The organism is Clostridium tetanomorphum (assembly GCF_017873215.1).
Taxonomy (GTDB): Bacteria; Bacillota; Clostridia; order Clostridiales; family Clostridiaceae; genus Clostridium_AO; species Clostridium_AO tetanomorphum.
In genome coordinates this window covers 29,067-43,703 of sequence record NZ_JAGGKA010000026.1, presented here as the reverse complement: position 1 = coordinate 43,703, position 14,637 = coordinate 29,067, and the positions used below count along the sequence as shown (strand labels likewise).

Below are 14,637 nucleotides of genomic sequence, written 5' to 3'. Positions count from 1 at the left end.
TTCATGCCTATACCAACTAAAACCGAAATAAATAGTCTTTATAAAACTGTATATGAATTGAAAAAGGAATTAAAAAGTGTAAAAAAAGAACTAAAGGAATTAAAAGATAGTAAAAGTGATTCAAAGGGAAGTAAATAATTTTAACTTTTTAATAGGATAAAAAGGAGGACTAAGTATGAAGTTAGCTTATGGAATAGATATGGAAAAGTCTTTCAATGAGGTTGTTTCATTGCAAAAGAAGATGTTAAAAGGTATGGAAGTTATGATGAATATAGATGAAGAAGGGTCTGATTGTACTCCAAAGGAACTTGTTTATAAAGAGGATAAAATGAAATTATATCATTATAAGCCTTTAGTAAAAAGTTCATGTAAAGTTCCTACTTTGATTGTTTATGCTTTAGTAAATAGACAGTACATGATGGATATACAGCAGGATAGAAGTGTAATAAAGAATCTATTAGAATTAGGATTGGATATATATATAATTGATTGGGGATACCCTACAGCAGAAGATAGATATTTAACTATGGAGGACTATATAGACGGATATATAAATAATGCAGTAGATGTTATATGTAAAGAGAACAATGTAGATAAGGTTAATCTTATAGGGGTATGCCAGGGAGGAACATTTTCAACTATATATTCAGCATTACATCCTGATAAAATAAAAAATTTGGTAACTATGGTTACTCCTATAGATTTTGATACAGATGAAGGACTTTTATTTAAGTGGGGAAAACATCTTAATATAGATAATATGGTAGATGCTTATGGTGTTGTTCCAGGTGGAGTAATGAATTCAGGTTTTGTAATATTAAAACCTTTTCAACTTATGATAGATAAGTATTTAGGGGTTATTGAAAATATGGATGATCCAGATGTAATGGGTAATTTCATGAGAATGGAAAAGTGGATATTTGATAGTCCAGGACAAGCTGGTGAAACTTTAAGACAATTTGTAAAGGACTTATATCAAGATAATAAATTAGTAAAAGGGGAATTAATGATTGGAGATAAGAAAGTAGATTTAAAAAATATTAATATGCCACTTTTAAATATATATGCAGAATACGATCATTTAGTTCCACCATCAGCAAGTAAAGCTCTAAACAAATGTGTAAGCAGTATGGATAAAGAGATGTGTTCTTTCCCAGTGGGACATATAGGAATGTATGTTAGTTCAAAATCACAAAAGGAGATAGCTCCTAAAATGGCGAAATGGATTATGGATAGAAGTAAAAAATAATGTTTTTAGTTTTATGTTTTGTCACTCTTAAATAATTTTATATAAAATACGATACTTATACTAAGGGGTGATAAAATGGATATAGCAGGAATGTCAGTAGTAATGAATCAAAATAAGCTTATGGAGGCTACAAGCTTAGCTGTAATGAAAATGTCCATGAATGTAGGAAAAGAAACAGCTCAAGCTATGACGGAAATGATGGAAAAATCAATGACACCAAATCTTGGACAAAATCTAGATATAAGAGTATAGTTTAATAAAACAAAACAAAATACTTATGACATCAAGCCTATAGAGTAAACTTAAAAAATTGCTCTATAGGTTTTTGCCTACTATAGTAAATAATAGATAAATATTTCCGATAATTTAATATATGGAAATTTGAGGAGGTGATAATGATGTTAATAAATAATATATATACTTTTTCTTCCTCCAATAGATTGGGGCAAGTTAAAAAGGAAAAGGAAAAAGTTATGGAGAAAGTATCTTCTGGATTTAAGATAAATAGAGCAGCGGATAATGCAGCGGGGCTTTCTATAAGTGAAAGTTTTAAGGCACAAGTAAGAGGACTTTCACAGGCAGAGAGAAATATACAAGATGGTATATCTCTTCTTCAAGTTGCAGATGGAGCTCTAGATGACATTACTAAGCATATACATAGAATGAGCGAATTATCCGTAAGAGCTGCTAATGGAACTTTAGAAGATAACGATAGAAAATCATTAAATGATGAATTTCAGCAATTAAAAAAAAGTATAGAGGATATTGTAAATAAAACTGATTTTAATGGTATAAAACTTTTAGATGAAGATAAGACATTAACTCTTCAGATAAAAGACAATCCATATACTACTATGGGTATTAAACTTTATTCTGTAACCACTGATAGTTTAAATATTAAAGATGTGGATATACTAAGTTCAGAAAATGGAGAAAAAGCAATTTCTTATATGAAAGAGGCTTTGACAAAAGTTAATGATATAAGAACAGAAATAGGAAGTTATAGTAATAATCTTCAACACGCATTGATGGATACATCTAATGCTAATATTAATATAACTAAATCCTTATCTGTAATTAAAGATCTAGACATGGCTTCCTCTGTTATGGGAATGGTTAAAGATGATGTAATGTCTAAATATAGTGAAATGATGTACTCTGTAACAAAAGGGAATATAGAATCAATAAAAAATCTTATACAATAGTAATACTCCCTATGGAACTTCCATAGGGAGTATTTTAGAAATTATTATTAACTACTTTTAGCATATCTTCTTCGTGATCTTTAATTCCAGCCAATATCAGTATGTCTCCTAACATGAGAACAGTTTCTCCGTTAGGGATAATTTCTTTTTCGTCACGTATTATCATAAATACTCTGCAATTTTCAGGAAAAGATATATCCTTTAAAGGTTTATTAAGTATGTGTTCATTGGTAACTACCGTTTCTCTTATGCATATTTTATCAATATTTCTTTTTTTCTTTTTGGTAATTCCTTCAGCTTTAAAACTTTTATCAAAAAATATTGGAAATAGTAATGCGGATATTACCGTTGTAATTATAAAAAGAGAATAAGTAGATGCATCAATAATTTTTATATTGTAGGCAATTTGAGACCCTACAATCATTAAACTTAATTGGCTTGATAATATAAATGAAGAAGATAAGGTTTTATCAAAGCCATAAAAGAATCCAAATATTAAACTAGGTACTAATTTAACTACAAAGAATATTAAAAGCAAAATTGGTATCATAAGTAATGTGTTGTAATCTTGAAAAACTGAACTTACATCAAGGTTTACTCCAACTTCAATAAAGAATATAGGAATTAAGAAACCATAACCTATTATATCTAGTTTGAATTTTAAATCTTCTTTTTCTCTTCTAAATAATAAAGCAAATATTAATCCTGCAAGGAAAGATCCTAAAACTATTTCAGAGCGCACTACATGAGATACTGAAACTAAAACAAGAATTAAAGCAAAAGCCGCTCTAACTTCTATATGAAGATTTTTAAAGGCTGCTTTTGAAAAATCAAATATTTTAAAAAACTTCTTTGAAATTATATAAAGTAAAAAAGAAGCTAATAGTACAATAATAAACAAGAAATTTTCATAACTTAGATTTCCACTTGCAGTAGAAGATAAAATAGTCATAGCTATTAAGCATATAAATTCTCCTATAAGAGAAAAGATTAAAAGTATCTGTCCATATTCAGTATCTAAAATTTCTCTTTCTTTTAGAAAAGGAACTAAAAGACCTGGAGCAGAGGAGGCAAATAAAAAAGTAAAAAAACCTACATTAGTTATTAAATTGAGGCTAGATAAAATTTTTGAAATAATAAATGAGACGAAAATAGAACTTAAAAACATTGTTATACATATAAAAACATTTTTTAATCCACGTCTGTCCCCTTCTTTTGGAGTTAAATCATCTATGTCAATTTCTAATCCACTCAAAAATAATAAATAGGCAAGACCTAAATTAGATAAAAAAACTATCCATAAATCATCATGAACTATATTAAAAAAACTTTTACCTACTATTAATCCAACAAATATTTCTCCAACTACATAGGGAATTTTGATTTTTTCAAATGTACTTATAATAATTGGGGTTATAAAAGCTAGTAATGATATTATTAATATAGATTCAAAACTTATATTTTCCAAATTCAGCCCTTCTTTCTAAAGTTAATTTTAAGTAGTTATTGGCTTCAGATAAATCTTTTTTTATAAGTTTATTTCAGATGAAATTTAAATCTATTATAGTATTTTTATGTTAATGTTACAAGTGTTAATATAAGTCCCAAATTTTAATTTAAGTTTAGGAATATTTATATAATTTTGCAATATTTTAAGAAAAATAAAATTATTTTGTAATATATTGTTAAAACATTGTATTAAATGTATAATTAATCATATATGGAGGAATGATTGATGAAAAAAGAAAGATTTAAAATTAAAAATACAAGATATATATCGCTTCAAATTATTTTAATAATTATAATGCTTATACTTTTTGAAAGTATTTTTTATAAATATAAGGTAAATATGGCAGAGCATAATATAGACATAATTGGGGAAGATGTAAGTGGAAAAATACAAGAAAATATTAATATTAACATATCCCCTTTAATTTCTTTTGGATATAATTTTTCTATAGATGAAAATATAACTGAGAAAAGTTTTAATAAATTAAGTGAGTATTATATGAAAAATTTTCCTGATATATTATTTCTAGAGCATAAGAATAAAGATAATATAACAGATATGATTTATCCTAAAGAAGGTCTTGGGCTTGTGATAGGTAAATCATTACAATATGTTTCCGAAGATTTGATATATTTAAATAAAGAAATGAAAGATAAGAAAATCATTATATCAGGGCCAAAGGACTTGAATTATTTGGATTATAATATTAAAGCTATTATAGTGAAATATCCGATTTTTAAAGATGGAAAATTTAATGGACTTATTGTATGTGCAATAGATTTAGAAAAATTTCTTAACAACAATATAAAAAAAGAAATATTAAGAAGTTATAATATATCCATTTCTAATAAAGGTGAATTCTATGGTAGTGAAGTTCATAAAGGCCATATATGTGAAAAAAATATACACGTACTTGATAATAATTTAAAGATCCAAGTTTCTAGTAAACAAAATTATATAAAGAATATTTTAGACGAATTAGTTGCGGCTACTATTACTTTAGTATTATTAATATTGTTTATTTTTTATTTAGAAATAGAAATATTAAATAAGAATAATAAGATAGATGAGTTAACAAAGCTTAAAGATAAATTAAAAGAAGATGAAGTAAAATTACAACAAAGCTATGAAGATCTTTCAGCAGTTTATGAAGAATTAGCTGCTACAGAAGAGGAACTTAGATTTAAATATGAAGAATTGCAAAAAAGTGAAGAAGCTTTAAGAATTAGTGAAGAAAGATATAAACTAGCAGTAGATGGAGCCAATGATGCTATATGGGAATGGAATATAGAGAAAGGAAAACTTTTTATATCGGATAGATGGGAAAATATTGTTGGATATAGTTTAAATGAAAATATAAGTATGAAAAAAATTATAAAAACTATAATTCACCCAGAAGATAAAAAAATAGCAATAGAGGATTTTAATAAATATATTAGAGGGGAAGTTTCTTTATATAAAAGTACTTTTAGAGTAAAATCTAGTGATGGTGATTATAAGTGGATATTTAATAGAGGAAAAGCATTGTGGAACAATGAAGGTAGAGCAGTAAGATTGTCTGGATCATTAACAGATATTACAGATAGAAAAAAATCAGATGAAAAGATGCTGCAGATGGCATCCTATGATCAACTTACTAATTTACCTAACAAAAGATTGTTTTTAAATAATCTACAAAATCATATGAATAAAGTATTAAGAGAAGATAGTGATGAAAATATTGCAGTAATATTTTTAGATTTAGATAATTTTAAAAAAATAAATGATACATTAGGACATAATTATGGAGATCAATTGTTAAAAGTGGTAGCGGGGATACTTGAATTTTGTGTTGGAGAAACTAGTGCTGTAGCTAGAGTAGGTGGAGATGAATTTTTAATATATTTATATTGCGATAAAGATTATAATAATGTAATAAATTTATGTGAAGAAATAAAAAGTATGCTAAATAACCCTTTAGAAATAGGAAGAAAACATATGTATACATCTGCAAGTATGGGAATAAGTATTTTCCCACAAGATAGCATAGATGTAAATATATTATTAAAAAACGCTGATACTGCTATGTATAGAGCAAAAAACTTTGGCAAGAACAATTATTGCTTTTTTACAAAAGATATGAGAGATGAAGTTGTAAGAAAAACAGAGATAGAAAAGGGATTAAGGGAAGCTTTAGAGAATAATGAATTACAGGTATATTATCAACCGCAGATAGATGTAAATTCAAGGAGGTTAGTAGGATTTGAAGCCTTGTTAAGATGGAAGAGTAAAGAATTAGGGTGGGTATCCCCAGCAGAATTTATACCTATTGCAGAGGAGACAGGACTTATTTTGCCTATAGGAGAATGGATTATAAAAACTGCATGTAATCAACATGCGGAGTGGATGAAAAAAGGATATAAGCCATTTATTATGGCTATAAATTTATCAACTGTGCAGATACAACATAAAGACTTTGGTAAAGTTGTACGAAAAATTATTGAAGAGTCAAAAGTAGATACTAAATATTTAGAATTTGAGATAACGGAAACTATACTTATGGAATCCTTAGATTGTAGTATGGAATTATTAAAAGAATTCAGAGACTTGGAAATAAAGGTAGCTTTAGATGATTTTGGTACAGGCTATTCTTCTTTTAATTATTTAAAAAGTTTACCAATAAGTACCATAAAAATTGATAAATCATTTATTGATAATATTAACTTTAATTCTAATGATAAAGATATTACTCATGGTATAATAAAATTGGCACATAGAATAAATATGGATGTAATAGCAGAAGGAGTAGAAAAAGAAGATCAAGTATGGTTATTACAGGACATGAAATGCGATAGAATTCAAGGTTATTATTTTAGCAAACCACTAGCATTACAGGATGCAGAAAATCTACTAACGAAATTAAGTTAAGCATAAATGGAGGGGATTTTTGTGGAAATATACAATGAAATCTATAAGCATTTATTTAATATTTCTGATAGCATAATATTGATTTTATCACCAGAAGGTAAAATACTATATGCAAATGAAAATGCTATTAAATGTTATGGATATAGTTATGATGAATTACTAAATATGAATATACATGAGTTACGTAATAAAAAAATAAAAAGTGTTGTAAAAAGACAAATAATAAGAGCTATGAAAGACGAAGTTGTATTTTTCCAAACTAGCCATTTTAGGAAAGATGGTACTAAATTCCCAGTAGAAGTTAAATCTAAATTTATAAATTTAGGATGTGAAGAAGTTTTATTAAGTATTATAAGGGATATAAGTGACAAAAAAGAAGTAGCAGAAGCTTTAAAAGAAAAATGTTATGAGTTAAAGAAGGCCAACATTAAGATAACGTTTTTAGAGAATGAGTTAAGAAAGAAAAATAATGAATTATATAAGCTAAAGAATATAATAAATAATGTAGAAAAACATAAAAACTATATTGAAAACTGTAATTGTGATGCTAATACAATTTTTAGTAAGAAGGTAGACAAACTAAAAAATTTCTCTAATGTGGTAGTGTTAGTTGTGGAGGATAACGAAATAAGCAAGCAAATAGCTATTTCTTTTTTAAATAAAAAGGGTTATAGCACTATATGTGCGTCAAATGGTAAAATAGCACTAGATATTATTGAAAAAAATAAAGTGGATGTAATACTTATGGATTTAGAAATGCCAATATTAGATGGCTATGAAACAGTTAAGATTATAAGGGAAAAAGAGAGAAGCGGTTTTAAACATATTCCCATTATTGCTATGACAGCTTACTCACAAGATAAGGATAAAGAGAAATGTATAAATGCTGGTATGGAAGATCATATTTCTAAGCCCTTTTCTTCAGGAGAACTTTATTGTAAAATTCAAAAATATTTACCAAAGGAATAAAAGGTTAATTATATGATTACATGTTATATTCATTGAGTAAATTTTTTTTCTATGATATAATATAAAAACATTTTTACTTAAAGTAGGAGGAGTTTATGAATATGGAAGAATTAATAGCTAGAATTAATTTATTATATAAAAAAAGTAAAGAGGAAGGATTAACAGAAGAAGAAAAACAAGAACAAAAAGTTTTAAGAGAGAAATACTTAGAAAATTTTAGAAAGAACTTTAGGCAACAGTTAGAATGTATTGAAAGAAAAGTTAACTAGTATAAAAATATCTGTTTAATTTTTTTATAAAAGCCTTAGTATGATATTTATGAAATCATATTAGGTTTTTTTTATTGAGATTTAGCTAAAGAAGTCTGTAAGTATAGATGTATAGTTGGAAGGTTTACGGTAATGTTATAATAAAAATTAACGATAAATATAGGGAATGTTTATCAAGAATTTTATGGAAGACATAGTAAATATGTTATAATAAAGAAAGAAATACTTGATTATAATTATAGTATAGAAATTTAATAAATATTTTGGGGGTATGTAGTATTGGAAGAAAAATTATTAATTCATAAAGAAACTTTAGTTAGGATTCAATCTAGGGCTATGGCTATAAAATTTCTGTCTAAGGATAAACAGCTTACAAAAGAAGTAGAGGAAATATTAGAATTAATTGATAAAGAAATTAAAGCAAATTCTATGAGTCTAATAGAAAAGATAGAACATAAAATGAAGGAGACAAAGTTGACTAATCCAGAGATGAATGCTAATCTATATATTTTATATAGAAAATTGTCTGATGGAAAGATAAGTGAGACTGATGCATCAGCGCTATTTGAATTATATATAAATACAGAGCCATTTGATAAAAAAATATATTAATCAAAGAATAGGACTAGTTAATTAGTCCTATTTTCAATTATTTTTAATTATAATATTTTTATTATTTCTACATCATAATCTCCATCAGGAGAATTAACTGTAACTCTTTTACCAACTGTTAATTTATATAATGCTTTTCCTAAAGGTGATTCTATGCTAATTTTCATGTTCTTTACATCTGCTTCTACAGAACTTACTAAGGTTACCTCATCTTCTTCATCTATATCATAGAATTTTACTATAGCAGTTTTATTTAAATCAAAAACATTTGCGTCACTTGAACTTTCAACTACTATAGCTTTTTTTAGTTGAGATTCTATATCTAGTATTCTAGTTTCATTTAAAGATTGATCATCCTTTGCTGCACTGTAATCTGCATTTTCACTTAGATCTCCTTGTGCACGAGCAACTTTTAAAGCAGTTTTGATTTCTACTCTTTTAACTGTTTTTAAGTATTCTAATTCAGCTTCTAACTTTTTTTTAGCTGATTCTGTAAGAATTATTTCTCCCATTAAAACTTTCACCATCCCATATAATTTTTATCTATTTAGTATATTTATTTTATTGAAAATTAATTAACCTTATACAATTCTATCACTAATAATGTAATTTAATCAAGGATTTTAAAACTTATATGAACATTTATTATAAAATTACATATTATATCAATTTTAGTAATTTTCAAAAAAATAACTTGTTTTTTTGAAGCGCTCTGTTATATAATTAAATGGAGATATTTGTCCGTTAGAGTAGGTGGTTGCGCGTTAAGTGCTAGTGGACGGGAAGTTGCCACTAGACGAAAAAACTCTGTTTGTAATATAAATACGGTTTTGCGATGCAATTACCGCATTCCGCTAACAAAGTGGGGGCCACTTCTCTATTGGCAAAACTTAATATAAGTTGGAAGGAGGTGTGTCCCCATGAGAAACACTAGAAAGATGATTTTTGTCAGCCTTTTAGTTGCATTACAAGTTCTTCTTACTAGATTTTTGGGTATAGAAACTCCAATTGTTAGAGTAAGTTTTGGATTTTTACCTTTAGCTCTTTCAGGTATTCTTTTTGGACCATTAGTTGGAGGAATTTGTGGAGCTTTGGCAGATATTATTGGAATGCTGGTATTTCCTAAAGGTGCTTATTTTCCAGGTTTTACTGTGAGTACAGCATTGTCAGGAGTTGTTTATGGATTTTTTCTTTATAAGAAGCCTAAAAACTTATTTAATATTTTAATAGCAGCTATAATAATAACTTTATTTATAAATTTAGGATTAAATACATTATGGTTATCTATGATAACTGGAAAGGGCGTTTATGCCATTATAATACCTAGAATAGTTAAAAATTTAATAGAATTACCAATAAGAGTAACTATAATTTATGCAGCATGGAAAGCTGTAGGAGTATATTTAAATAAAAATAGTGAAAAAATGGCTATTTAAACATTAAAACACCAAGAGTATCTTGGTGTTTTATCTATTTTATAGAAAATTGCACTTTAAAAAGTGTGACGCACTTTTCTGAGTGTATAGAATGACATTATTGACAAATACATGTATTGGTGATATAGTTAGTTGCATAAGTAACTAACTAATTAAGAGAGTAGGTGATTTTGTGAACTCAGCCCAATTATTAAAAAGACAAAGATTTAAGTATATGTTGAAGTTGATTTTTGCTAGCGAAAGAAGAATTTTATCACTTCTTCTTATTGTTTTTGAAGTTTTATTGCTAAGTTTAAGCTTAGCATTACCACAAAGTTATGAGCAACTATTTTTTTTACAATTATATTTTTATATTGCTAGCATAATTTCCATAGTCACGTCTATTTGTAATGATTTAAATTGTTTTGTAAGTTTAGAGTATAGAAGAAAAGAGATTTATGATAATATTTTTAAAATTTTTCTAGGAATTTCAATTATAGCATCTATGTTGGTGATTATATTTTTAAATGCTATAAGTCTAAAAAAACAGGGTATTGTTTTTTTAGGAATAGAATTTTATAAAGTAAATATTTTTTCTAGCGGGATTATATTTTTATTATCATTTATTTTCTTTATGCTCATATCAGTACTTGTTAATGGATTTGCAATTATGTCATTTGGTAATATAAAGTATTGGCCATTAGTTTTCATAGCACTATGGTTTTTATTAGGCAAAATTTATGATTTTAAATTCTTTATTTCTAAATTATCAATTCCTTTATTTGTAATAGCAGTAGCATTTATATATTTGTTTTATAAATATGGTTTGAAAATTTTCAAAAATAAGGATGTATAAGGTAACTTTATAAAATATCTTAATTATATGAGGAGGAGAGTTTTATGTATAAAGAAGTTTGGAACAAGTATATGAAAGGATTTAAATTTTTACTACCATTTATTTTAGTTCACGTACTATTTCAAAACAGTAGTCTCAATTTAGATAGTAAGGAATACGATTTTTTTGCAGGAAATTTCTCAGCCTTCAAGCAAGCAGTAGAGAATAATTTTATGCCAATTCTATTTAATCTATTTATAGGTTCATTATTTTACTCATTTTTAACCGTGGTTATAAAGGCACTAATAAATGAAAAGCCTATAAATTATAGGGAAAATCTTAAACAAAGTTTAGGTGTTTATTTTAAATATCTAGTGTTAACTATTATTACTTCTGCTATTTTTATAGGGATAATGCTACTAGGATTTTTAAATATACTCATGCCTATTGCATTTATTTTAATGATATATTTTAATATAATATTAACTCCATGCAAGGCATATTTAGTATACAATAATACAAGTCCATTAACAGCTTTAAAAAAAGGAATAGAAGTAGGTAAAAAGTATTCTGGGGAAATATTATTACTAGGAGTCATGTTATGTGTTATAGTAGGAATTATAGTCGGTATAATTACGGCAATAGGTATAGATGTAAAAACTAATCCTATAGCATATGCATTTACTAATTTTATAGGAACATGCATATTATTCTATTTAGCTACTTTTGCTATGACTATTTGTAAAAAAGAAGAAAAATCAGAAGGACAAATATTATATTAAAATTATGTGGCTGTGGCATTAAGAAGCTTATATACAATATATTGCTTTATATTGATTTATATTGCTTTGCAAATCAATAACAAAATATGTTGTGTAATTTATTCTTAATGCGACAGCCACATTACCCCTGAGGTATAAAATTTAAGATATATAAAGAGGTGAAAAGAACTTGAAATTAATACTAGATGACTCTAAGCCTATATATCTACAAGTAGCCAATGGCATTGAAGATGATATATTAAATGGGCTTTTAAAGGAAGAGGAACAGGTTATGTCTACCAATCAATTCTCAGAAGTGTATGGCATTAATCCTGCCACTTCAAGAAAAGGTATAAATATTTTAGCAGAGGAAGGCATACTGTATAAAAAAAGAGGGATAGGTATGTTTGTTAAATCAGGGGCTAAAGAATACATAAAGGAAAAGAGAAGAAAGAGTTTTTTTAAGGAATTTGTTTTAAAGACTATTAAAGAAGGGGAGAAAGTTGATATAAATAAGGAAGAAATTATAAAGATGATTAGGAGTTATGGGGGAGATGGCAGTGAATAAGAATATTTTCAAGGTGTATTTAAAAAGAGATAGAAAATTTATTTTGTTGCTATTATTTTGTGCAGTTATTTTACAAGTAACAATTACTGATATCTCTAAATTAATTATGTTTTTGTTTACTGTAAAAATATTTTATAGATTTGGAAGTAAGGATTTTAAAATGTTCATCTCCTTTAGTTGCACAAGAAAAAAGTATTATATGAATAAGATAAAGAGTTCTCTCATTAAATCCTTATTTCTTTCAATATTATGCACTACGTTCAATTTGTTTGGAAAAGAAATTAATAATGGCAAAAGTATTATAATAATATTTTTATTCTATTTTATTTTCTATATTTTATTTAGCAGTATAGAAATATTTATTGAGATTTTATCTATAAGTCAATATGTAGCCGTAGAATTTGGTATGATATTTCTGTATTTTCCATTATATATTAGATTCATTTTAATTGAGGCTATTCTTTTGGGAGATACACAGTGGATTTTAAATAATTTTATTCCATATTTTTGGGGAAGTTTAGCAGCTATTTGTTTCAATATGTTTATAGCTAGTGTTGCTTTAAAGACTACAGAAATATAATTATTTGGAGGAAAATTTATGGAGTTAGCAGTAAGTATAAAGAAGTTAAATAAAGTATTTAATAATAAAAAAGCTTTAAATAATTTATCTTTGGATATAGAAGATAATAAAATTTATGGATTAGCAGGAAGGAATGGAGCGGGGAAAACAACTTTATTAAAGACAATAGCCTGTCATTATATAAAGAATTCAGGGACTGTAGAAGTTTTTGGAGAAGAGCCTTTTGAAAATGAAAAAATTCTTTCTAAAATTTGTTTTGTAAGTGATGGAAATAATTTTATGCCTAATATGAATTCTAAGGAAATCTTTGATATAGCTAAAATATTTTATTCTAATTGGGATGAAGATTTTAAAGAAGAGTTAATAGAAAAATTTAATTTAGATGTGAGTAAGAGTTATGGTGATCTTTCTAAGGGAATGAAGTCTATGGTGAACATAATAGTAGGACTGGCTAGTCGTGCGCCTCTAACAATGTTTGATGAACCGTATTCAGGACTTGACCCTGTAGGAAGAGAAATATTTTATAGGGCACTTTTAGAAGATTATGATAGATATCCTAGATGTATAATATTTTCTACTCATTATTTAGAAGAAGTAAGCAGGCTTTTTGAAAATATAATTATTATTCATAAAGGCAAGTTGCTCTTATGTGACAATGTAGATAATTTGAAGGAAAAAGCATTTTATATAAGGGGAGAAAAAGAAAAATTGAAAGATATTGAAGAAAAATTCAATATTTTAAATAAGGAGTTTCATGGGGAAATAGGAACTTTTGAAATATTTCAATACTTATCTGATGAACATAGAGAAGTATTGGAAAAAATGAATTTTCAAATAGAAGCTATACCTATTCAGAAATTATTTGTAAGTTTAACTATGAAGTAAATATAAGTTTTAGATGGAGTTTGCAAGTAAAGAAAATTACTCTAGCTGAAGATTATAAGGACTTATCTAGGGATATAAGCTATCTATAATGGACAATTAGAGAAGGTAGTAGTATTGAGATTGGTAGCCATGAGATAAAGGATTAGGTGGGATATAAATGAAATTAATAAATAAGAAAAGATTTAACGTTCAATTTAATAGATATTTTGTAGAAGGGTCTTTGATAATAATTTTTTTATTTAGTATTCTAATTGGAGTAATTGTATCTTTATGGATACCCTATGATATTAGCAAACCATATAAAGGTATGAATATTAGAGAATTTTTAGTATTTTTATGTATTATGGTTCCTAGACATTATGATACAGAAGAATTAAAAAGAGATATAAGATATTTTATAAGTTTAAACTATCCTAGAAAGGAATATTTTAAAAATAAGATAATAATGGTTAATCTAATTATAGGTATTTCAGTTGTATTATCCACAGGTATAATATTTACTATCATAGATTATAGCGTATTTGGATATTTAGGGTTTATTATAGGGAAAGATTTTATTTCTTTTTTAAAAGCAAGCTTTGTAAATGTTATTATTTATAATTTATTTTATACTTCTATTTTTATGATACAAATTTTATTTATTAAGTTCATACCTAATAAAATAGGAAAATTATTATTAGCTAGTTTATGGGGAATAGCATTTTTGATATTTTGGAGTGATTCAATAAGAGACGTTTATATAAACATAACATCTCCTAATATTATTTTGTTATGTTCTATAGTATTTATCATTATAGCATATTATATTTATTATAAGTTTATTATGAGTTTGGATGTTTAGAAAAAATTACGGAGTAAATTTTCAGAGTATA

At 26.3% G+C, this 14,637-nt stretch carries 16 protein-coding genes and 1 riboswitch; of the genes, 14 read left to right on the top strand and 2 right to left on the bottom strand.

Annotated elements, in window-relative coordinates:
* The first annotated feature begins 175 nt into the window (after nucleotides 1-175).
* The 3 genes from phaC (at nucleotide 176) to J2Z24_RS18920 (ending at nucleotide 2,454) form a co-directional block, all read left to right on the top strand.
* Entirely contained in the window at nucleotides 176-1,249 is a 1,074-nt protein-coding gene (phaC, locus tag J2Z24_RS18930; RefSeq protein WP_209795125.1) for a class III poly(R)-hydroxyalkanoic acid synthase subunit PhaC, read from the top strand.
* Nucleotides 1,250-1,324: 75 nt separating this feature from the next.
* Complete coding sequence (locus J2Z24_RS18925; RefSeq protein WP_085059098.1) at nucleotides 1,325-1,501, top strand: YjfB family protein; 177 nt, start codon at nucleotides 1,325-1,327, stop codon at nucleotides 1,499-1,501.
* Between the two features lie 143 nt (nucleotides 1,502-1,644).
* Nucleotides 1,645-2,454, top strand: coding sequence for a flagellin (locus tag J2Z24_RS18920; protein WP_085059099.1), 810 nt, complete (start codon nucleotides 1,645-1,647; stop codon nucleotides 2,452-2,454).
* A gap of 34 nt (nucleotides 2,455-2,488) precedes the next feature.
* On the opposite strand, the gene J2Z24_RS18915 is transcribed toward J2Z24_RS18920, so the two are convergent.
* Entirely contained in the window at nucleotides 2,489-3,922 is a 1,434-nt protein-coding gene (locus J2Z24_RS18915) for a cation:proton antiporter (protein WP_035149095.1), read from the bottom strand.
* A gap of 267 nt (nucleotides 3,923-4,189) precedes the next feature.
* On the opposite strand from J2Z24_RS18915, the gene J2Z24_RS18910 reads away from it, so the two are divergent.
* The 4 genes from J2Z24_RS18910 (at nucleotide 4,190) to J2Z24_RS18895 (ending at nucleotide 8,721) form a co-directional block, all read left to right on the top strand.
* Nucleotides 4,190-6,871: a putative bifunctional diguanylate cyclase/phosphodiesterase gene (locus tag J2Z24_RS18910; RefSeq protein WP_051593324.1), complete on the top strand. Its 2,682-nt coding sequence runs from the start codon at nucleotides 4,190-4,192 to the stop codon at nucleotides 6,869-6,871.
* Between the two features lie 21 nt (nucleotides 6,872-6,892).
* Nucleotides 6,893-7,840 carry a response regulator gene (locus J2Z24_RS18905; protein ID WP_035149097.1) on the top strand — a complete coding sequence of 316 codons (948 nt, stop codon included), beginning with the start codon at nucleotides 6,893-6,895 and terminating at the stop codon, nucleotides 7,838-7,840.
* Between the two features lie 95 nt (nucleotides 7,841-7,935).
* Entirely contained in the window at nucleotides 7,936-8,109 is a 174-nt protein-coding gene (locus J2Z24_RS18900; RefSeq protein WP_085059101.1) for a DUF896 domain-containing protein, read from the top strand.
* Nucleotides 8,110-8,388: 279 nt separating this feature from the next.
* A complete protein-coding gene (locus tag J2Z24_RS18895) occupies nucleotides 8,389-8,721 on the top strand; it encodes a hypothetical protein (protein WP_035149099.1) in 333 nt (110 codons plus the stop codon).
* A 47-nt stretch (nucleotides 8,722-8,768) separates the two neighbouring features.
* Here the strand turns inward: J2Z24_RS18895 and greA are convergent, their stop codons facing one another.
* On the bottom strand, nucleotides 8,769-9,233 hold the full coding sequence (gene greA / locus J2Z24_RS18890; RefSeq protein WP_035149101.1) for a transcription elongation factor GreA: 465 nt from the start codon (nucleotides 9,231-9,233) through the stop codon (nucleotides 8,769-8,771).
* A gap of 231 nt (nucleotides 9,234-9,464) precedes the next feature.
* Nucleotides 9,465-9,580: riboswitch (THF riboswitch) on the top strand.
* Nucleotides 9,581-9,641: 61 nt separating this feature from the next.
* Between greA and J2Z24_RS18885 the strand changes: the two genes are divergently transcribed.
* The 7 genes from J2Z24_RS18885 (at nucleotide 9,642) to J2Z24_RS18855 (ending at nucleotide 14,606) form a co-directional block, all read left to right on the top strand.
* Nucleotides 9,642-10,157, top strand: a complete 516-nt coding sequence (locus J2Z24_RS18885; RefSeq protein ID WP_035149103.1) for a folate family ECF transporter S component — start codon at nucleotides 9,642-9,644, stop codon at nucleotides 10,155-10,157.
* A 172-nt stretch (nucleotides 10,158-10,329) separates the two neighbouring features.
* Nucleotides 10,330-10,992: a hypothetical protein gene (locus J2Z24_RS18880; RefSeq protein ID WP_035149105.1), complete on the top strand. Its 663-nt coding sequence runs from the start codon at nucleotides 10,330-10,332 to the stop codon at nucleotides 10,990-10,992.
* Between the two features lie 44 nt (nucleotides 10,993-11,036).
* A complete protein-coding gene (locus J2Z24_RS18875; RefSeq protein WP_035149107.1) occupies nucleotides 11,037-11,753 on the top strand; it encodes a hypothetical protein in 717 nt (238 codons plus the stop codon).
* A gap of 169 nt (nucleotides 11,754-11,922) precedes the next feature.
* Nucleotides 11,923-12,300, top strand: coding sequence for a GntR family transcriptional regulator (locus J2Z24_RS18870; RefSeq protein ID WP_035149109.1), 378 nt, complete (start codon nucleotides 11,923-11,925; stop codon nucleotides 12,298-12,300).
* Complete coding sequence (locus J2Z24_RS18865; protein WP_035149111.1) at nucleotides 12,293-12,880, top strand: hypothetical protein; 588 nt, start codon at nucleotides 12,293-12,295, stop codon at nucleotides 12,878-12,880. The genes J2Z24_RS18870 and J2Z24_RS18865 overlap by 8 nt, the downstream gene beginning before the upstream one ends.
* Before the next feature lie 18 nt (nucleotides 12,881-12,898).
* Nucleotides 12,899-13,765 carry an ABC transporter ATP-binding protein gene (locus J2Z24_RS18860; RefSeq protein WP_035149113.1) on the top strand — a complete coding sequence of 289 codons (867 nt, stop codon included), beginning with the start codon at nucleotides 12,899-12,901 and terminating at the stop codon, nucleotides 13,763-13,765.
* Nucleotides 13,766-13,922: 157 nt separating this feature from the next.
* The gene (locus J2Z24_RS18855; RefSeq protein WP_035149114.1) at nucleotides 13,923-14,606 is read left to right on the top strand and encodes a hypothetical protein; all 684 of its coding nucleotides are present in this window, start codon (nucleotides 13,923-13,925) and stop codon (nucleotides 14,604-14,606) included.
* The last annotated feature ends 31 nt before the right edge of the window (nucleotides 14,607-14,637 follow it).